Origin of the sequence: Microbulbifer pacificus, from assembly GCF_002959965.1 — a bacterium.
GTDB lineage: Bacteria > Pseudomonadota > Gammaproteobacteria > Pseudomonadales > Cellvibrionaceae > Microbulbifer > Microbulbifer pacificus_A.
The window spans coordinates 2114334-2135657 of record NZ_PREV01000026.1; the positions used below are offsets into that span (position 1 = coordinate 2114334).

Sequence of the window (21324 nt, forward strand, 5' to 3'; positions counted from 1 at the left end):
GGCAGTACGCAAACGCAAAACAGATGCAGCTACAAGTGCAGGAGATTGGTCTGATGCAGGGTGCCAGACTTTACCAACAAGTGGCCGAAAAGCTGGCCGCCGCCATCGCCGCCGGTGACTACCCGGCCGGTACCCGCTTGCCCGCCGAGCGCAAGCTGGCGGAGCGCTTTGAGGTCAGCCGCCCTACCGTGCGTGAGGCCATCATCGCTCTTGAGCTTGCCGGTTGTGTGGAAGTAAAAGGCGGTTCCGGTGTCTATGTGATCGATTCCGAGGCCAGTGCCTTCTCCGCCGGTGAAAGCGATATCGGCGCATTTGAGATTCTGCAGGCCCGTATGATGTTCGAAGGGGAGGCCGCCGGCCTCGCCGCGCGCGAAATGTCCGAGGCAGAAATCAAAGAACTGGAAGTAATTCTGGAAGAGATGGTGGAGGAGAATGCCTCCGACTCCAACGCCGAAGTGGCCGACGAAAAATTCCACCTCCATATCGCCCGTTGTACCCACAACGATGCAGTGGTGTCTGTATGTGAACACCTGTGGAAGCTGCGCAACAACTCCTCCGTATCCGCCCGCATCCTGGAAAAGGTGCGTCAGGTCGGCTCCAAGCCCCGCATCGAAGAACACCGCCGCATTCTTGACGCGATCAGGAAGCGTGACCCGGAAGGTGCGCGCAATGCCATGCGCGACCACCTGCAGCGTGTGGTGCAGCAGCTGCTGGATGCCACCGAAGCGGAAGCGCTGGAGCAGGCGCGCCGCGAAATGAGTGCCGCCCGCCAGCGCTTTGCGCTGCCCTGATCGTTCTTGCGCTACTCAAGCCTTTAAAGCCGGCCACTGTGCCGGCTTTTTTGTGTCCATTCTCCCCTTTCCCCGGAGGGTCGCGGGTCCGCCTGGTTGTTGCCTATAAAAAATTGGTATGACAGTATTGCCGAAATTTCCACACTGGTCTTGCCAGATTTGCGGGCAGGGCGGTGCGTGCGGGTCATTGCCGCCGGAATCCAGTGCGGCAAAACCCAAGACAATAACCAGTAAACGATAAGCCCGGGAGGTATTTATGACTGGACTCAACCGGCGGGTATTCCTGCAATCCGTACTGGCTGCGGCGATCGTGCCCGCAGCGGTCGGTCTGCCGATGCAGGCGTTGGCCATGAGCCGCCCGCCCCGTGCCCAGTACCACGGCCCCTGGGCACAGGTCCCGAAAATTCTGTCCTCCATCAAGCTCCCGGTTATTCCCGCTCGCGATTTCAACCTCAAGGTTCTTGGTGCGCGTGGGGAAGGTGAGGATGCCAGTGCAATCTTCGCAATGGCGGTCGAAGCCAGTCGCAAAGCCGGCGGGGGCCGTATCGTGGTGCCTGCGGGCATATACCGCACCGGGCCAATCCACATGGTTTCCAACACCGAGCTGCACCTGGAGGAGGGGGCTGAGATCCATTTTATCCCCGAGCCCGAACGCTATTTGCCGGCGGTGAAAACGCGCTGGGAGGGCATGGAGATGATGGGCTATTCCCCTCTGATTTATGCCTATAAGGCCGAAAACATAGCGCTGACAGGAAAAGGCTTGATCGACGGTGGTGCCAATTGCGACACCTGGTGGCCGTGGAAGGGCGAGAACACCAAGTGCGATAACAGCTCCAATGACGGCGAAACCCAGCACATTGCGCGCAGTCGCCTGATGGATGAGGTGGAAGCGGGGGTTCCCGTGATTGAGCGTCAGTACGCCGCGGGCTCCAACCTGCGCCCGCCTCTGGTGCAGTTCTATGAATGTCGCAATGTGCTCATAGAAGGTGTAACGCTGGAAAATTCCCCGTTCTGGGTGATCCATCCGGTGCTGTGCGAGAGTCTCACGGTCCGCAATGTCACCACGCGCAGTCATGGCCCCAATTCCGATGGCTGTGATCCGGAATCCTGCCGCAATGTACTGATCGAGGGGTGCCTGTTTGACAATGGAGACGACTGCATCGCCATTAAGTCCGGGCGCAATGCGGATGGCCGCCGCCTGAACGCGCCCACAGAAAATGTGGTGGTGCGGAACTGCCAGATGCGCGACGGCCATGGCGGCCTGGTGCTCGGCAGTGAGATCTCCGGAGGGGTGCGTAATGTTTTCATGGAGGACTGCGTAATGAGCAGTCCCCACCTGGAGCGTGGGCTTCGCATCAAGACCAATGCCATGCGCGGCGGTGAGATTCACGATATTTACATACGCAATCTCACCATTGGTCAGGTCAAAGATGTCATTGTGATCAACTTCTTCTATGAGGAGGGTGACAAGGGACGCTTTGACCCGAATGTCTACAACATCCAGGTGGAAAATCTGGTGTGTGAGGAGGCCGATCGCGCCTTCCATATCCGCGGTTTCGAGCGCGCCCCCATCCGTGGTCTGCAAATTTCCAACAGCCGCATTGACCAGGCCGCTTCCCTGGGTGTCATCGAGCAGGTTTCCGGCCTGACCGTAAATAATGTCACCATCAATGGTCAGGCCTTCAAACCGAGCTGATCAAGCCTCCCCCGGCGAACTCCCTGTGTACCTGGAAGGTATCCGGTGCGGCGCAAGCCGCACTGGCTCTGAGCCTTTTGGCGCGGTAATCTTCAATTCGACGAGAAAAGACAAAATTACACGGTAAATTGGTCTGCCAAAAGTTGATACTTGGTAGTCCATGTGCGAATATCGGCCTGCACTGATAATAAGCGGTATTACCAAAACAGGTTTTACCAAAATAACGATGAAAGCGGAGATGAGAGTCATGAAGACTTTTGAGCTGAAACCACTCACTCTTGCGATGGCCATGATTGCGGTACCGGCCTTTGCCCAAGAAGCCAATCAATCCTCTGTCGGCGATGCCAGTCTGGAAGAAATCACCGTAACGGCGAGTTACCGTGACAGCCTTGCCAAAGCGCTGGACCAAAAGCGCAATGCGGTGGGTAGTAAAGATGCGATCCTCGCGGAGGATATTGCCGACTTCCCCGACCTCAATCTGGCCGAATCCCTCCAGCGTATTCCCGGTGTAGCCATTACCCGTGACGCCGGTGAGGGCCGCAATATTTCCGTACGTGGTCTCGGCCCTCAGTTCACCCGTGTGCGGATCAACGGTATGGAAGCCATTTCCACGACTGGTGGTGCAGACTCCTCCGGCGGTGCCAATCGCGATCGGCAATTCGACTTCAATACCTTTGCTTCCGAGCTGTTCTCTAACCTGACTGTTCACAAGACCACCTCCGCCGATCTGGATGAGGGCTCCCTGGGGGCAACCGTTGATCTGAATACCGGCAAGCCGCTGGATATGGAACAGAATTTCACCTTTGCCGCCAACGGGCAGCTGGGTTTCAACGACCAGTCTGAAGAATATGATCCGCGGACATCGTTCCTGGTAGCAGGTAAAAATGATGCAGAAACTTTCGGCTGGATGGCGACCTATTCCTACTCTACGCGCAATATTCTGGAGCAGGGCTTCTCTGCCGTACGCTGGACGGACGCAGCAGGTAACGGCGGTAAAGCGCTGCAAAATTGTTCTGCTTGTGCGGATGACGCCGAACTGGCTGCGTTGAATGAAGGCTTTTACCCGCGTATTCCGCGTTACGGAAAATTCACTCACGAGCAGGATCGCCAGGGCTTCACCGGTACCCTGCAATTCCGTCCGACCGATGCCACTGAAATCATGGTGGATTACCTGACCTCGCGTTTCGAAGCCACGCGTCAGGAAGAATATGTGTCCGTCAGCCTCAAGGAGAACGGAAACTGGGACGAAGTTGACGTTATCGACTACACCATGGATGGCAACGGCACCATCAACTCCATGACGGTGAATAATTTTGACGTTCGTGTAGAAAACCGTTTTGACGAACTCAATACCAAGTTTGATCAGTTCTCTATTCGTGCCTCTCACGAGATCAATGACCGTCTGCGTGTAGATGGCATTATCGGTGCGTCCGAATCCAACTACACCAACCCGATGCAGACCACTGCGATCATTGATGCCTACAATGTTCAGGGCGAATTCAGTTACACCGATGCCGGGACCATCGACTTCGGCGGGTTCGACACCACTAACCCGAATAATTACGAACTGGTTCAGCTGCGTCACCGCCCCAATACTGTGGATAACACATTCGAAACGTTTGCGTTCAACGTTGAGTACGATATCAACGATGTATGGAGCGCAAAGGCTGGTGTTTCCCAGAAAAATTTCGAGTTCGCCACCACCGAAGGTCGCGGCGAACCGAAATACAGCGGAATTTCCGCTGCGGACTTTGCCGGTAGTTTGACCACAGTGAATGGTCTCACCTGGTTCTCTCCCGACGTTGCTGACGTCTATGCATTTGCCAAAGACGACGCCTACGCAATCCTAGGTGACAATCCGGCGGCTACCCGTCCTGCAGATAACCGCTCTGTGGCGGAAGACAACCTGGGCTTCTACGTTCAGCTGGGCTGGGATACCGAAATTGCCGGCATGCCGCTGCGCGGTAACGTCGGTGTTCGTCAGGTGACTACCGAAGTTGAATCTACCGGTCTGACCAAGGTCGGGGATAATCTGCTCGAAGTGACCGTAGACAATGAGTACACCAACACTCTGCCGTCCCTCAATCTTGCGATGGATGTGCACGAAGATATGGTGGTGCGTTTTTCTGTGGCTGACGTGATCGCACGCCCGGCACTGGGCGATCTGACCCCGGGTGGTTCCATCGGTGAGTACAACGGTGAAATCAGCTTCGGAAACCCTGGGCTCGAACCAACTCGTGCCCGCGCCTACGATCTTTCCTACGAATGGTACTTCGCGGATGACGCAGTTGTTGCCGCAGCTTACTTCCGCAAAGACATCAAATCGCGGGTAGAACCGGTGACCCTGGAGAACCAGACCTGGGCTTCCACTGGTCTGCCCGCATCCGCACTGAGCGGTGCCGGTACCTACGGTGTTGATGATCTCTGGATCGTGAAAAGTAAAATCAACGGGGAAGGCGGTGAGCTGGATGGCTTTGAGCTTCAGTACCAGCAGGCCTTCCTGGAAAACTTCGGCTTACTGCTCAACTACACCTACGTAGATGCTGAAGTGGTTTACGGCGACGTGGTAAACACCCTGACCGGTTTATCGAAAAACACTTACAACGGTACTGTTTACTACGAAAACGACGCATTCAGCGCACGTGTTTCCCTGTCCAAGCGCGATGACTATCTGACTCGTGTACCCGGTCAGCAAAACAATGACGTGGAAGGAACCGGCGGTACCACCAACGTCGACTTCGTAATGAGCTACAACCTGAACGACAACACCACTCTGAGCCTGGAAGGTATCAACCTGACAGATGAGTCCAACTTCCAGTTTGTTGACTCCGTACAGCGTGTATCTGTCGATCACACCACAGGTCGCCAGTTCTACCTTGGTGCGCAGTACAAGTTCTGATAAAGACCTGACTGTATGATCGGAAAGCCCGGCAAGTTATTTCCGGGCCTTTCGATAACACATTTAGCGTAGTACCCAAACGGCCGAGTGCAGGAATCCACCACGTCTTGTGGACAAGGAAGATTCGAAGTCGCACGCGGCCGTTTTTCGATTGAAAAATCGATTGAACAGAATAAAACCCGAATTCGTGGAGACATCTGTGAACCTGTTTGATATGTCCAAGCGCACCTCGAGTCTCGGCGCGCTCGCCTTTACGCTGACAGCGGCCACGCTTACCGCCTGCGGTGAAAAATCCGCTGAATCCGCTGTGGAAAAGAGTTCTGTGGCTGTCGCTGCAAAGCCCGGTGTTATTGCCACCCTGGAACTTTCCAATCCCTCGGATTTCCCGCGCTTGGACGAAGCGGTTTACCTCAGCTTTTACGAACTGGGACTGAAACAGGGCTTTGCATCGCCGATTGCGGTGTGGAGCCAGACTCAGCAGATTCCCGTGCAAGCCATCGACAAAGATGCGGATGGCAAGAAAGACGGCATCCTGTTCACAGTGGATGTGGCAGTCGATGAAACGATATCGCTGCGTATCGCTGAAGCCGACGCGGCGGGCGAAACCGTGACCAAGCGCACCCAGGCGGAAATATCCCGCAAGGTGGGGGGAGCGTGGAAAGAGCGCGAATATCTTGGTGGACGTTTCGAAAACGTCAGTACCCTTGAGGTACCGAAGGAGCACACTGACCACTCCTGGTATATCCGCTATGAAGGCCCGGGTATCGAGTCCGATCTGGTGGGCTACCGTGTGTATCTCGACTGGCGCAACGGTTTTGACATTTTCGGTAAATCCACCCGGCAACCGGTGCTGCAGCATGTAGGCCAGGATGGATTTGATTCGTACCACCAGCCCGCTGACTGGGGCATGGACATCCTGAAAGTGGGTAGTGCTGTTGGTGTCGGGGGCTACGGCTACTGGGATGGTGAAAAAGTCATTCGTGTGAGTGATGTACAAGACTGGCGCGCCGAGATCACCGAGAACGGTGATCTCTATTCCGCATTCAAAATCGACTACCTCGGCTGGAAACCGGTCGACGGTGTTGAAACCGACCTCGCCGCGCAGTTATCCATGCACGCAGGTAGTCGCCTGGTGGAAGTGAACGCGAAAACCACCAGTGAACTGGACAATATGATCGCCGGTATCGTCAGTCATCCGGGCACAGAGCTGATTGTCGGTGATATGGAGATTACCGGCCACGCCTATACCTACATCGGCACTTACGGCGCTCAGAGCCTTGACGGTGCCAACCTTGGCATGGCGGTCCTTGCCAAACGCAGCGCCATCAAGGACGTCACCAAAGATGAGCACAACCAGGTTGCCATCCTGAAGCCCGCCGACAAGGAAATTCAGTACTACTTTGTCGCCGCCTGGGCGAACGAAGTGGAGAGCCGCCATGGCCCGATTACCAGCAAGGCCAAGTTTGAAACCTACCTCAAGCAGGAGGCGGAAAAACTCACCATGCCGCTACGCCAGCGTCTGACCACGGCGGCGAGTCTTGCAGAAACCCAACAGCCGCTGACCGCGGATGTCGCGCTGGCGTGGAGCAAACGCCTGGCGGACTCCGAGCTCAAGCGCAAAACCCTGGATTATCGCTTTGGCGGTTTCGACCACATCCGCAAGCGCCCTTCCTACTTCGAATACACCACCGGGATGGTGATGCAGGCCTACGACGAGCTGAACCTGGTTGCACCGGAAGCGCGTTATGCCGATGCCATACAGACCGTAATGGGTTCCTTCGTCAATGAAGACGGCAGCATCAACGGCTATGAACAGTCGAAGTACAACATCGACAGTATTCGCGCCGGCACCATGCTGTTGCGCCTGTACGAGCGCAATCGTGATGAGCGCTACAAGAAAGCGGTTGACACCCTGTACGAGCAGTTGGAACACCACCCGCGTACCGGTGCCGGTGCGTTCTGGCACAAGAAAATTTATCCGCATCAGGTGTGGCTCGATGGCGTTTACATGGGTATTCCGTTCCTCGCCCAGTACGAGCAGCTGATGCACGAGAAACCCAACGTGGATGAAGTGCTGGCTGAATTCAAAGTCGTACGTGACAAGCTGCGCGACCCGGATACTGGCCTCTACTACCACGCCTGGGACGAGAAGCGCGAGCAGGTGTGGGCGGACAAGGAAACCGGTCTTTCAGCGTACCACTGGGGGCGCGGTATGGGCTGGCTGGCCATGGCGCTGGTGGATGTGCTGGACTACATCCCGCAGGAATATACTGAACAGCGGCAGTACCTGCTCGACATGATTACTGAAATTGCACCGGTCATTAAAAAGTACCAGGACCCGGCAAGCGGCACCTGGTGGCAGATCATGGACAAGCCCGGAGAGCGCGGCAATTACCTCGAGTCTTCCGCCAGCACCATGTACACCTACTTCTTCGCCAAGGCGCTGAACCAGGGTTACCTGCCAGAGGAACAATATCTGGAAACCGCGAAGCGAGCCTATCAGGGCCTGCTGGATGAATTCGTTCAGGTGCACGCTGACGGCAGCGTCACAATCACCGACATGTGCCAGGTGGCTGGTCTCGGTTATGGTCGTGACGGCAGCTACAAGTACTACATGAGTGAGCCTATCTACGACGACGACCCCAAGGGTACCGCGCCGTTCATTACCTCCGGCGTAGAAATGTACAAGCTGCTGAAGTCCAAATCGTAAGCGGATTTAAAAAGATTTACCGGAAAGAATTATGAACACCGTATTCGACGAACGTTACTCCAGCCATCCGGCAGACTATGTGAACTACGACACCGAGCGCCTGAGAAAAGAATATCTGGTGCCGAACCTGTTTACCGCGGACACCGTTAACCTGACCTATACCCACGTGGATCGCGTGATTGTGGGCGGTGTGATGCCGGTAGCTGGAGAAGTGAAGCTCGAAACCGTGGACGCACTGAAAGCGGATTATTTTCTCGAGCGTCGCGAACTCGGCATCATCAATATTGGTGCGCCGGGCTGTGTAGAAGTTGACGGCACTCTTTATGAAATAGGTACCAAGGAAGCGCTGTACGTGAGCCGCGGCTCCCGCGAGGTGAAATTCAGCAGCAATGTGCAGACCACACCGGCGAAATTCTACATTTTGTCCACCCCTGCACACAGAGAGTTTCCCACCCGCAAAGTGGGGCAGGGCGACGCGCAGGTGATCGAGCTGGGTGCGGCAGAAACCTGCAATAAGCGCACTCTGCGCAAGCTGCTGGTGAATGATGTGCTGGAAACCTGCCAGCTGCAGATGGGTATGACCGAGCTTGCCGAAGGCAGCTGCTGGAACACGATGCCATGCCACACCCACAGCCGTCGTATGGAAGTGTATATGTACTTCAATGTGCCGGAAGGCCAGGCGGTTTGCCACTTCATGGGTCCACCTCAACAGACCCGCACTATCTGGATGGCGAACGAGCAGGCGGTCATCTCGCCGACCTGGTCGCTGCACTCCGGAGTGGGCACCAGCAACTATACCTTTATCTGGGGTATGGCCGGGGAAAACCACGATTACGACGATATGGACAAAGTGCAGCCGAATGAGCTGCGCTGATCCACGGAAGTTATTTATTTACTGTAGGCGCCTGCTTGCAGGGCTAATTTGAGCGGTTAGCGAGCACTGCTCGCTGCTCGGACTAGCGCCAGGCCACGGATGGCCTGGCTGGCGATTGCCCCATGGATGGCTGCTTGGTTTGCACTATGACAGTCGCCTGCAAGCAGGCGCCTACAGAATGAGCTTGGAGTTTGTTATGTCCACTTCCCTGTTTGACCTGAGCGGAAAAGTCGCCCTGGTAACCGGTGCCACCCACGGCCTCGGTATGGCCATGGCCGAAGGCCTGGGAAATGCCGGTGCCAAATTGGTGATTACCGGTCACTCCTCCCAGGAAAAACTCGACAGTGCAGTGGCGACGCTGCGCGAGAAGGGGCTTGATGCCCACGGCTATCTGTTCAATGTCACCGATGAAGCGGTGGTACATGAAATGGTAGAGGTGATCGAACGGGAGCAGGGTCCTATCGGTGTACTGGTAAACAACGCTGGAATCATCCGCCGTGTTCCGCTGTTGGAAATGGATCTGGCCGAGTGGAACCTGGTGCTGCAGACCAACCTGACCGGGGTGATGGTCATGACCCGCCCGGTAGTGAAGCGCATGATCGCGCGCGGTGCCGGCAAGATCATCAATATCTGTTCCATGATGAGCGAACTGGGTCGAGACAGTGTCTCTGCATACGCCGCAGCCAAGGGCGGTCTGAAAATGCTGACCCGCAACATGGCCACTGAATGGGCGCGGCACAATATCCAGGTAAATGGCATTGGCCCGGGTTATTTTGCCACCAGTCAGACCGCGCCGATTCGCGTGGACGGCCACCCGTTCAACGACTTTATCATCGGTCGTACTCCGGCTGGCCGCTGGGGTAACCCGGAAGATCTCCAGGGGGCGGCGGTATTCCTGTCCAGCGACGCGAGTAATTTCGTCAACGGTCAGATTGTCTATGTGGATGGCGGTATCCTCGCCACCATTGGCAAGCCCGGCAACGAATAAACGGCGATAAACAACGCCATGAATGGGTAATGCTTTTGTCAGTGTCCTGCTGACTGCGGTAACTCCTGTTGCCGCTGGAAAACCGACGTGTCCTGCGTCGGTTTTCCAGACTCGATAGATATTCGAAATCTGAAAACTGTTTGATGGGTTTCTTTCCTCTCACATAAGCCGATAAGAGGAAAGGCGCGCGAGTGTGCGTCTGAAAAACAAAATAATTCCCTTCGGAGCAACAATGAACGCGATGATCTATCTGTCCCGAAATCTGCGGGATGTTCTCCTGTGCGCCCTGATTATCAGTGTGTCGGCCGTCGCCAGCGCAAAAAATGCAGATACTGCTGACGATTGGGCGCTTGCGGCTGAAATTATCGCGGATATCCAGTTGCCTGTTATTCCCGCGCGGGATTTTCCTGTTTCCGACTTTAATGTAAACGCCGATAACGTGCGTCCGGCCGTGCTTGCGGCGATTGATGCAGCGGTAAAGGCGGGTGGTGGTCGCGTGGTGATTCCTCGCGGTCAATGGATAAGTAGGGGGCCGATAGAGCTGCGGAGCCGTATTGAGCTACACCTGGAAAAAGACGCGGTATTACAATTTTCTGCGAATGCAGAAGATTATCTTCCCGTGGTGAAAAGCCGCTGGGAGGGGACTGAACTCTACACCTATTCACCGTTGATCTATGCCAGCAATGTAGAAGATGTAGCCATTACCGGAGAGGGCATCATCGACGGCAACGCTGAGAGTAATTTCAAACGCTGGCACCCGAAGCAGGATACTGACATGCAGCGCTTGCGCCGCATGGGTGCTGACGGGGTGCCGGTAGAGCAGAGAATTTTTGGCGAAGGTACGTTCCTGCGGCCGCCACTGGTGCAATTCTTCCACGCCCGGCGTGTGCTGTTACAGGGTTTTACCGCAATCAATTCACCGTTTTGGGTAAATCATCTGGTATACGCCGAACACGCCACCGTTCGCGGCATCCGTGTGGACAGCCACTTTCCCAATAACGATGGTGTGGATATCGAATCCAGCAGCAACGTACTGGTAGAAAACAGCTGGTTTCGCACCGGTGATGATTCTGTCGTGGTGAAGTCCGGTCGCGATCTCGATGGTCGCAGCATCGGCGTCCCCAGTCGGCGTATTGTTGTGCGCAACAATGATATGGGTGGTGAAGATGGCGTTGCACTTGGTAGTGAAATGTCAGGTGGAATTCGCGATGTATTTTTTACCGATAATATCCTGCGTAAAGGCATCTCGGCATTTCGCTTCAAGGCCAACCTGGACCGCGGTGGACTGGTAGAAAATGTTCGCTTGCGCAATCTTACGGTTGAGTCCTTCGACAACCTGTTCTGGTTCCAGCTCAATTATCCCGGTGAACTCGGTGGATTTTTTCCGTCCACTTATCGGGACATCGTGTTCGAAAATATTCAGGTGCAGGAAGTGGGTACTTTCCTTGAGGTACACGCGCCCGAAGCCGCTCCCCTGCGCGACGTATTGTTCAGGGATATTCATGTCGAGAAGGTGGCGACACCACTCGTAATCGAAAATGCGGTCAATCTGAAGTTTGAAGAGGTAAAACTTGGTAGCCAGCGCATAGATGGTGTATTGAGCTGGCGAAAATAATTGACGAGAGAGTAAGGAGCGTTAGTAATGAGCAACTACAAAATAAAACCGCTTGTTCTGGCCATGGCGCTGGCAGCCCCCGCGTTTGCACAGGAAGCCATACAGGATAACGAATCGCAGGATGGTCAGGTTCTGGAAGAGATTGCGGTAACCGGTTTCCGGCAGTCCCTGGAACAGGCACTGGATACCAAGCGTACCAGCGCCAACAACACCGACAGCATTATCGCCGAAGACATCGGAAAAATGCCTGATTTAAACTTGGCCGAATCTCTACAGCGCGTGCCTGGGGTGGCGATTACCCGTGAGGGCGGCGAGGGGCGCAATATCACCGTACGCGGGCTTGGCCCCGGTTTCTCCCGTACCACACTGAATGGTATGGAAGTACCCGCGAGTACCGGGGGACTGGATACCTCTGGTGGAGTAAACCGCAGCCGAGATTTCGACTTCAACGTATTTGCGTCGGAGTTGTTCAACCGCATTACCATTCATAAATCACCGATTGCCTCAGTAGAAGAGGGGGGGCTGGCGTCAACCGTTGAGCTGTCCACCGCGCGTCCATTTGACAAGCCCGGCCAGCACTTCTCCTTCGGTGGCCAGATGATGGTCGACAGTTTCGCCGAGGAAGAGAGCCCGCGTTTTGTCGGTCTTTACAGCAATACCTTCATGGATGACAAACTCGGGGTACTGGTAAGTGCTGCGTACTCCGAGCGCGCCGTGCGTCAGGAGGGTTTCGGCACCGTACGCTGGACCAGTCCATTCGACAACGGCAATCGCAGCTGGGTGGGCACCGATGCCGACGTAGTCATTCATGGCACACCGAACCCTCAGGCGAACTACCCCGATACGGATATCAAGGCGGATGAAAAACTGGACTACATGTGGGCTCCGCGTCTGCCGCGTATGGACTCCTTTAATCGCGACCAGGAACGCCTGGGTCTGACCGGTTCATTCCAGTTCCGCCCCTCGGAAACCATGGAATTCACCCTGGATGTGTTGAACTCCAACCTCAAGGCCGATGTAACTTCCTATAACTATTTCGCGCAGTTCCGCAATAGCTTCAACAGCATCACCCCGTTGGAAGTGACGCTGGATGAAAGCGGTCGCAATATCGTGGCAGGTACGTTCGCCGGTGTGAAACCGCGCTCTGAGAGCCGCGGTCAGTTCAGCGAGACCGACTTCACCCAGGTGGTGTTGTCCGGCAAGTTCGATCTCACCGACAATATCGTTCTGGATGTTATGTACGGCAACGCGGTTTCCAAGCATACCGAAGATCAGCTGCGCTTCAATATCGACGCCAAGGATGCCTCTACGTTCTCCTACTCCTTCCTGGAGAATGGCGACATTGCGGAAATGTCCTATGGCTTCGACATTCTGAACCCAGACAACTACGTATTCTCCGGTCCGACTCTGCGCCGCGATGTGGTTGAGCGTACCAACGATACCTTCCGCGCGGATCTGACCTTCAACGGCGACAGTTCCGTACTGAAAACCGGCTTGATCTGGAACAGTCGTGAGATTGATTCCGAACGCTGGGACCCCACCAAAGGTTCTCTTGCCGATCCGGTTTTGACTGCCGCACTGACCACCCAGCTGGCAAATGAAATCAGTAGCTTTGGCAGTGGCGTGGACTCCCCCTCAGGATTCCCGACCAACTGGCTTGTTAATGACTTCAATGCAACCAAGGAAGCCTACGGCGTAGGCCAGTGGACCCTGAACGACAACGACTCCAGCACTTATAACGTGGTTGAGGAAACCCTTGGGGGGTACGCGGAAGCAACGGTGGATACTCAATTGCTGGGACTGCCACTGACCGTCAACAGCGGCCTGCGTATTGTGGAAACCACTACGGATGTAGATAACCTGCCGGAAGACAGTTACACCGAAATCCTGCCCTCCACCAACCTGGTACTGGAGCTGCAGGAGGATCTGCTGTTGCGTGTGGGACTCGCCCGCAACTTTGCGCGTCCGGGTCTGGGCAGTCTGGCGGCGACCACCGTGACTCCGGTGCGCGGTACCGTAAGTGCCGCCAACCCGGAAGTCGAGCCGATGCGTGCCGACTCCGCGGATTTGAGTATCGAGTGGTACTTCGACGCGGAATCCGTGCTGGCGCTGACCCTGTTCCACAAGCAAATTGACAGTTTCCTCACCAGTGTCACCGTGAACGACCAGAAACTGCCGGCGGAACTTGCTGCGATCGTTGCCGCGCGTCCGGAATACGATCCTTCCAGCCCGTTGTACGACGCGAACGTGGAAGATCCATACAGCAGTGGCTGGGATATCACCACCACAGTGAACGGTGAAGGTGCGACGGTTGATGGCTACGAAATTTCCTATCAGCAACCGCTGAGTTTCCTCCCCGGCTGGGGCAGTAACTTCGGTGTGCTGGCCAACTTTACGCATGTGAAGTCCAATGCGGAGTACGGCAATGGTGTGCGGGGGCCACTGGAAGGGCTGTCTGAAAACAGCTACAACTTCGGCGTCTACTACGAGGTGGATCGCTTTGGCGCTCGCGTAGTGGTTAACGATCGTGACGATTACGTAACCTCTGGTACCGGCGGCGAGGGCAACGCCTCTTTCGCGACCACTGGCCCGACCCGAGTGGATATGTCGGCTTTCTATGACATCAATGACAATATCAAGGTCAGCCTGGAGGCCATCAACCTGACCAATGAGGTCGAGCGCCTGTATACCACCGGTCCGCTGGGTGACCAGGATCTGGTGCGCGAGTACAACAGCACCGGTCGTGAAGTATTGCTGGGTCTGCGGGTTAACTTCTAACCGGCTGTCGTCATCCGAGAATACGGCGACACCGAATACCGTTGTTGGTTATTCTCATATCCGCAATTTTTTGCCGGGCCCTGGCCCGGCTTTTTTATGTGGCTATGTATATATCTCACGCAAAAAAATCCCGCGGTGTTGGCCGCGGGATTGAAGGGGCGTTTCCGCAAAACATCTTCAAATCGAAGAGCGGGAAACGAAACTGGAAAAGACAAACAAAGTTAAAAACTGACAAACTCAAACGGTGCCCAAAAATACAAGGGGCGCATCAAATAAAAAGTCTAGCTAACAACATCAACCGGCAGAGCCGAAATACGCCTGCACGCACACCAGGGTGCCTTTCGCATCCAGTTTGTCCAGCCAGCCGGCCACTGCACTGTGCAGGCGCTCACTGCTGCGCAGGTCGTCACCGAATACCGGAGTGAACGCCAGGAAAGCCGCGGCCAGCTCGGCATTGCCTTGGGGTTTGTACTGGTGGCACAGAGCCTTCAGATCAGCCGCCATCGGGTCGGAAACTTCGATGGCATTGCCGTTTTCATCCACCGCAGACACATAGCGAATCCAGTTCGCCAGCGCGAAGCTCAGTACCTCGACGGGGCCGTCGTTGGCCAATTGGTGGCGCAGGGTGCCCAGCCAGCGCTGCGGAATCTTTTGCGAACCATCCATGGCAATCTGCCATGTGCGGTGGCGCAGCGCGCGGTTTTCAAAGCGCTCAATCAGCTCTGCCTGATAGGCTGCGATATCGAAGTCCGCCGGCACATCGATGGATGTGGCAGCCTCGCTCCTCATGAAGTGCAGTGCCAGCCTGTTGAACGCGGGCTCCGCCATCACATCCGCCACGGTTTCAAAACCGGACAGATAACCGCTGTAGGCCAGCATGGAGTGCGAGCCATTCAGCAGTCGCAGCTTGATCAGTTCGTAGACTTCCACATCGTCCACAAAGGTCGCACCGGCCTTGTCCCATTCGGGGCGACCGCGCAGGAAATTGTCCTCTACCACCCACTGCGAGAAAGGTTCCGCCATCACCGCCGCTTCATCGCGACAGCCGAGAATCGCTTCCAGCTCAGTGCGGTCGTTGTCGGTGGTCGCTGGCACAATGCGGTCCACCATGGTGGCCGGCGTGGTAGTGTTCTCGGAAATCCACGTCGCCAGTTCCTCACTGACCTTTTGCGCATACTGCACCAGCACCTTGCCCAGCAGCTTACCGTTGGACGGCAGGTTGTCGCAGGACAGCACGGTAAAGCCGGCAAGACCGCGCTCCTTGCGCAGCGCCAGCGCACCGACGATATAACCCAGTGCGGACTTCGGCGCTTGCGGGTTCGCCAGATCGTGCACCACATCCGGATGCTGCGGGTTCAGATTGCCGCTCGCCGGATCGTGGCAGTAACCCTTCTCGGTAATGGTCAGGGAAACAATGCGCACGCTTTCCTGGGCCAGCAGCTCCAGCAATTGCTGTGGGTTTTCCGGTCCCACAAGCACATCGCTTACCGCACCCACGATCTGCACCCTGGTGCCGGCGTTGGATTTTTCCACCACAGAATAGAGGCCATTCTGCGGCACCAGCTGATCGCGCACACCCGGTGAACGCAGGCTCGCGCCCACAATGCCCCAACTCTTTTCACCGGCGGCAATACGGCTTTCGGTGTACCAGGCCTGGTGCGCGCGGTGGAAGGCGCCGATGCCCAGATGCACGATGCCGGTGGTGACTTCACTGCGGTCATAGGCCGGCTTGATCACCTCTGCGGGGAGGTTTTCAAGAATGCTGTTGTTGAGTCTTTCTTGGCTCATATTTTTCTACTCTTTTTGAGTAAATTTTTGCTGGTTTACGAAGCAACGAAGGTCAACGTAAAGCCGGAGTGCTGGGTGGGAATTTTTTAAAGCGTCAGCAACATGGATGTTGCTGACGCAGTGTACAGGGATGTATTCACAGCGGTTTCAAAAATCCCCACCCAGTGATCCGGCGCCACTGAAACCAATTCAGAGCGCCAAGCCACCGAGCATGAATCAAAGTTTGTAAGCTTTCTTCGCCAGGTTGTAAGCGAGGTCGGCGGCCAGTTCGAAGGCTTCGTCTTCCTGCAGGCGGTGGTCGCTGACCAGCTGCGCCAGCCACACACAATCCATACGGCGCGCCACGTCGTGACGGGCAGGGATGGACAGGAAGGCACGGGTGTCGTCGTTGAAGCCAACGGTATTGTAGAAACCGGCGGTCTCTGTCACCTGTTCGCGGAAACGGCGCATACCTTCGGGGCTGTCGTGGAACCACCAGCTCGGACCCAGTTTCAGCGCCGGGTAGTGACCCGCCAGCGGTGCCAGTTCGCGGCTGTAACTGGTCTCGTCCAGAGTGAACAGAATGATGGTCAGATCCGGCTCGTTACCCACCGCTTCCAGCAGCGGACGCAGTGCGCGCACGTATTCCGTCGGCGATGGAATATCACAACCTTTGTCGCGACCGAAACGCTCGAACACCACTTGGTTGTGGTTGCGGAAAGAGCCCGGGTGAATCTGCATCACCAGGCCGTCCTCGATGCTCATGCGCGCCATCTCGGTCAGCATCTGGCCGCGGAACAGTTCCGCATCTTCTGCACTGCCGTTGCCCGTACTCACTTTCAGGAACAGTGCCTCGGCTTCTGCCGCAGGCAGGTTCGCGGTGGTTGCCGTGGGGTGACCGTGGTCGGTGGAGGTCGCGCCCATCTTCTTGAAGAATTCGCGACGGTTGCGCAGGGCTGCCAGGTAACCGGACCAGGTGGAAGTGTCTTCTCCGGTGATCTCCGCCAGCTGTGCCAGGTTATCGGTAAAGCCCTCGAAATCCGGATCCAGTACCGGGTCCGGGCGGAAGGCGGTGATCACACGGCCTTTCCAGCCGCTGTCCAGAATCTTCTGGTGGTGACGCAGATCCTCCAGCGGGGACTCGGTGGTGGCGATCACTTCAATATTGAAACGCTCGAACAACGCGCGCGGCAGGAACTCCGGCTTTTTCAATTCGCTGTCGATACGCTCGTAGTACAGCTCGGCAGTCTCGCTGCTCAGTTGCACATCCAGACCGAATACATCGTGGAACACCGTATCCAGCCAGGTGCGCGACGGAGTGCCGCGGAACAGATGGTAGTTGTCCGCCAGCAGTTGCCAGATCTTGCGCGGATCTTGCTCGACTTCGGTGCCGTCCTGAGTGCGGATACCCAGGCGCTCCAGGGCAATACCCTGAGAGTAGAGCATACGGAATACATAGTGATCCGGGCGAATCAACAGGTTGGCGGGGTTGCCGAAGGGCTTGTTTTCCGCGAACCAGGACGGGTCGGTGTGACCGTGGGGGCTGATAATCGGCAGATTTTTGACGCTCTCGTAAAGATTGCGGGCGATATCCCGGCTTGTTTTATCGGCCGGAAACAGACGGTCGGGATGCAGGATTAGAGGGCGTGTCATGTGGATACTTCCAGATTTCGGGTTTGCCATCTAAGGTCGAGCGCTCGGGCTCCGGCCTCATTTATTCTTGTAAGGTTTCATCATCATCGCGAGTATCGGTATCTGCTAGAGCCTGTTAATAACAGGTCCCAAATCCGCTTCACAAAAGAAAGGCCCGGCTCGCCACCCGGCGGGGCCGGAGAGGGAGCGGGCAGTTTGCGCTAAACAAGGGCGGAGGGGGTCCAAACCAGCCCCCGAGCCCGGTGCGCCAGGCGATGGAGAAATCCCCGATACCGGCTCACGGTGTGAATCGGCATCAGTTGTTGCCATGTTGCCAAAAATTGGTTATACCAGTCAACCATTCTGGTAAGGCATTTGTGCGCAATTAATCGATCTCAGACCGTGAGTAGCGTTCCGATGTGGGGTGGACGAATTCGCTTGAGGCGAATCTTACCAAATAGTAATAAAGACTATTAGATAACATTTTCTGTATATTTGGAGCACTGAGTGAAGCTGGCAGCACTGGGAGAAGTCATGGTGGAACTGGCACCGCAAGCGGTGGACCAGGGGAATGGGCAGAAGGCACCGTCCTGTTTTTCACAATCATATGCCGGAGATACCTACAACACCGCCGTGTATATCGCCCGCGGTGGCGTCGACGTCAGTTACGTCACCCTGCTGGGAGAAGATCCCTATAGTGAGGAAGTGCTCACCCGCCTCGCTGCCGAGGGCATCGATACCAGTGCCATCGTGCGTCTGCCGGCCCGTTGTCCGGGGTTGTATATGATCCAGAACACCGCTGACGGCGAGCGCTACTTTACCTACTGGCGCGGAGAGGCGCCGGCGCGCGAACTGTTCGCCGACCCGGCGAGACGCGAGGTGCTGAAGGCGCATCTGAACCAGATGGATTGCCTGTACCTGTCCGGCATCACGCTCGCCATCATGAATCCGGAAGCCCGTCGTGAACTGCTGGCCTTTCTGAGAGAGTACCGTGCCAATGGTGGCCGCGTAGCCTTCGACAGCAACTACCGCCCGCGTCTGTGGGCATCGGCGCAGGCCGCACGGGCAGCGGTGGAGGAGTTCCTGCGGCAAACCGATATGGCGCTGCTGACGTTTGAGGATGAACAGGCTCTGTGGGGCGATGAGCGTCCAGGCAGCTGCCTCAAGCGCAACAGCGAATTCGGTGTGGCGGAACTGGTGATCAAGCGCGGTGCCGAGCCGGTACTGCTGCAGGTCGACGGGACTTTGACTGTTGTCGATGTACCACGGGTATCCTCGATCGTCGACACCACTGGCGCCGGCGACTCATTTAATGCCGGTTATCTGGCCGCGCGCCTGCGGGGAGCCAGCCCGCAGCAGTCTATTGCTGCCGGCAACCGCTGCGCGGCGCGTGTAATCGGCCATCGCGGCGCGATCATTCCGCGTGCGGATTATTTCGCGGCCGCCGCCGTGGCTGAGGCAAGCTGCTGATGACAGGTCCCCGGGGATTTCTGTGGGTGGGTTGCGACTGGTCAGGCGCCGCTGGCCGGACCAGAAGGGAAATAAAGATCAAAAAAGCGCCATTTTGGCGTAAAATACAACGCGGCCTGTAAGGCTGTGGGTGTGTGCTGTTGTGGCGGTGAGCTTCGCTGCCGTTTTGGCGCTCGTATAAATGCAGGGCCGAAGCTGGTTGACCCCGGTCGCGTTGCCCGAGAGATAGTGGTAGGACCGGACCGGTGTTGAAAACCGAAATCACGGATTGCACGCGCTGACCGGTTATTGGTAGCATGGTATGACCAATTTGGTCTGCCAGAAGGGCTGCTATACCTCCCGCTGCGATAACAGCACGGCACACCGAAAAACCTGTACCCGATAAGAAATAAATCGCAGGTCACGATGATGATAACCAGAACAATCTTGCGGCAGTTGAGCGCCGCGGCACTGGCGAGTGCCACCCTGCTGATGGCCAGCTGCGGATTCAAAGAAGAGCAGGTGGCCCTGAAGCTCGCCCACACCCTGGATCAGCAGCACTCAGTGCACCGCGCCATGGTGTTTATGGACAAGCGCCTGCGTGAACTCTCCGGCGATAGCATGCGTATCGATATCTATTCCGGTGGTCAGCTGGGCAGCGAGCGCGAACTGATTGAGCTGCTGCAGATCGGCAGCCTCGCCATGACCAAAGTCTCCGCCAGTCCCATGGAGGGCTTCGTGCCGGAGATGAAAATTTTCAACCTGCCTTACGTGTTCCGCGATTCGAATCATTTCTGGGATGTATTGCAGAGCGATATCGGCAAAAACCTGTTGCTCGCGTGTGAGCGCGCACGTCTGCGCGGCCTGGGTTATCTGGATGCCGGCAGTCGCAGCTTCTACATGAACGACATCGCCGTACAGACACCAAAAGATCTCAACGGTCAGAAAATCCGTGTCCAGAACAGCCAGACGGCCATCAAGATGGTCAACACGCTCGGCGGTGCCGCCACCCCGGTAAGCTGGGGCGAACTCTACACCGCCCTGCAGCAGGGCGTGGTCAACGGAGCCGAGAACAACCCGCCGAGCTTCTACCTCTCCAAACACTACGAAGTGTCCAAGTTCTATACCCTGGACGAGCACACCTATGTACCCGACCTGCTGCTGATCAGCACCGAGGTGTGGAACAAACTCGAACCGCAGCAACAAGCCTGGTTGAACCAGGCGGTGGCAGAGGCCGTGACCTACCAGCGCCAGTTGTGGCAGGAGTCCACGGAAGAATCCCTGGCCGCGGTGAAGGCCGCGGGGGTAGAGGTGATCTATCCGGACAAGCAGCCCTTTATCGATGCGGTGAAGCCGCTGCACGACAGTTACAAAGGCACCGAAGTGGGTGACCTGCTGGAGCAGATCCAGGCGATTAATTAATACGAGTGCGTGCAAGCAGGCTCCTACAGCACAGCATTACAGAACGCAGGTTGGGCAAAGCGCAGCGTGCCCGACAAAAAACATAAAAAGCCCACTGATAAACAAAAGTGGAAGGCAAAGATGATGCAGAAAATTGAACAGGCACTGGCCTTCGTGCTCGGTGCGCTGCTGGCACTGATGGTAGTGGACGTCACCTGGCAGATCCTCACCCGCTTCCTGCCGATGCAGCCGAGTTCCTACACCGAAGAGGTGGCGCGCTATCTGCTGGTGTGGATAGGTATTCTCGGCGGTGCCTACGCGTTCCGCAAAAAATCCCACCTTGGCATCGACCTGCTCACCAATGCATTGCACGGTGCGATGCGCAAAACCGTGCAGATTTTCGTGGTGCTGGTGTGCTTCGCTTTTTCCGCTTCCGCCATGGTCTATGGTGGTGCCAAGCTGATGTTGCTCACCTTCGAGCTGAAGCAGTATTCCGCCGCGCTGAATATCCCCATGGGGTATGTCTACAGTGTGCTGCCGCTGTCCGGCCTGCTGATTTGTCTGTTCTCCCTCGATCAGCTGGTGGAGCTGGTGGCCGCGAAGCAGGAGCTGCCCGCGGAATTCGACTCCGGTGTACACCCCTATACCGAAGATTCGGAAGTCGTGGAAAAACAACAACAAAAGCAGCCTGAAGCTGCCGTTGAAGCCTAAGCGAGGAGAGCCA

General features: G+C 56.3%; 13 protein-coding genes. 11 read left to right on the forward strand and 2 right to left on the reverse strand.

Annotation, left to right across the window (positions count from 1 at the left end; all coding sequences use genetic code 11):
- Window positions 1-23: 23 nt before the first annotated feature.
- The 8 genes from C3938_RS09345 to C3938_RS09380 all read left to right on the forward strand — a co-directional run bounded on the left by C3938_RS09345 (window position 24) and on the right by C3938_RS09380 (window position 14351).
- Complete coding sequence (locus C3938_RS09345) at window positions 24-791, forward strand: FadR/GntR family transcriptional regulator (RefSeq protein WP_233998742.1); 768 nt, start codon at window positions 24-26, stop codon at window positions 789-791.
- Window positions 792-1047: 256 nt separating this feature from the next.
- Complete coding sequence (locus tag C3938_RS09350) at window positions 1048-2487, forward strand: glycoside hydrolase family 28 protein (RefSeq protein WP_105102871.1); 1440 nt, start codon at window positions 1048-1050, stop codon at window positions 2485-2487.
- 247 nt (window positions 2488-2734) lie between these two features.
- A complete protein-coding gene (locus C3938_RS09355; protein ID WP_105102872.1) occupies window positions 2735-5386 on the forward strand; it encodes a TonB-dependent receptor in 2652 nt (883 codons plus the stop codon).
- Window positions 5387-5585: 199 nt separating this feature from the next.
- Window positions 5586-8096 carry a glycoside hydrolase family 88 protein gene (locus tag C3938_RS09360; RefSeq protein WP_233998744.1) on the forward strand — a complete coding sequence of 837 codons (2511 nt, stop codon included), beginning with the start codon at window positions 5586-5588 and terminating at the stop codon, window positions 8094-8096.
- 31 nt (window positions 8097-8127) lie between these two features.
- A complete protein-coding gene (kduI, locus tag C3938_RS09365; protein ID WP_105102873.1) occupies window positions 8128-8970 on the forward strand; it encodes a 5-dehydro-4-deoxy-D-glucuronate isomerase in 843 nt (280 codons plus the stop codon).
- A 196-nt stretch (window positions 8971-9166) separates the two neighbouring features.
- Complete coding sequence (locus tag C3938_RS09370) at window positions 9167-9958, forward strand: gluconate 5-dehydrogenase (protein WP_105103311.1); 792 nt, start codon at window positions 9167-9169, stop codon at window positions 9956-9958.
- A gap of 232 nt (window positions 9959-10190) precedes the next feature.
- Window positions 10191-11573, forward strand: a complete 1383-nt coding sequence (locus tag C3938_RS09375; protein WP_233998746.1) for a glycoside hydrolase family 28 protein — start codon at window positions 10191-10193, stop codon at window positions 11571-11573.
- Window positions 11574-11600: 27 nt separating this feature from the next.
- Window positions 11601-14351, forward strand: a complete 2751-nt coding sequence (locus C3938_RS09380) for a TonB-dependent receptor (RefSeq protein WP_105102874.1) — start codon at window positions 11601-11603, stop codon at window positions 14349-14351.
- Window positions 14352-14645: 294 nt separating this feature from the next.
- Here C3938_RS09380 and C3938_RS09385 read toward each other — a convergent pair whose 3' ends face one another.
- Window positions 14646-16139: a mannitol dehydrogenase family protein gene (locus C3938_RS09385; RefSeq protein ID WP_105102875.1), complete on the reverse strand. Its 1494-nt coding sequence runs from the start codon at window positions 16137-16139 to the stop codon at window positions 14646-14648.
- Window positions 16140-16355: 216 nt separating this feature from the next.
- Window positions 16356-17771: a glucuronate isomerase gene (uxaC, locus tag C3938_RS09390; protein ID WP_105102876.1), complete on the reverse strand. Its 1416-nt coding sequence runs from the start codon at window positions 17769-17771 to the stop codon at window positions 16356-16358.
- A 486-nt stretch (window positions 17772-18257) separates the two neighbouring features.
- On the opposite strand from uxaC, the gene C3938_RS09395 reads away from it, so the two are divergent.
- The 3 genes from C3938_RS09395 to C3938_RS09405 all read left to right on the forward strand — a co-directional run bounded on the left by C3938_RS09395 (window position 18258) and on the right by C3938_RS09405 (window position 21311).
- Complete coding sequence (locus tag C3938_RS09395; RefSeq protein WP_105102877.1) at window positions 18258-19220, forward strand: sugar kinase; 963 nt, start codon at window positions 18258-18260, stop codon at window positions 19218-19220.
- A 408-nt stretch (window positions 19221-19628) separates the two neighbouring features.
- Window positions 19629-20621: a TRAP transporter substrate-binding protein gene (locus tag C3938_RS09400; RefSeq protein WP_105103313.1), complete on the forward strand. Its 993-nt coding sequence runs from the start codon at window positions 19629-19631 to the stop codon at window positions 20619-20621.
- 123 nt (window positions 20622-20744) lie between these two features.
- The gene (locus C3938_RS09405) at window positions 20745-21311 is read left to right on the forward strand and encodes a TRAP transporter small permease (protein WP_418903581.1); all 567 of its coding nucleotides are present in this window, start codon (window positions 20745-20747) and stop codon (window positions 21309-21311) included.
- Window positions 21312-21324: the final 13 nt, after the last annotated feature.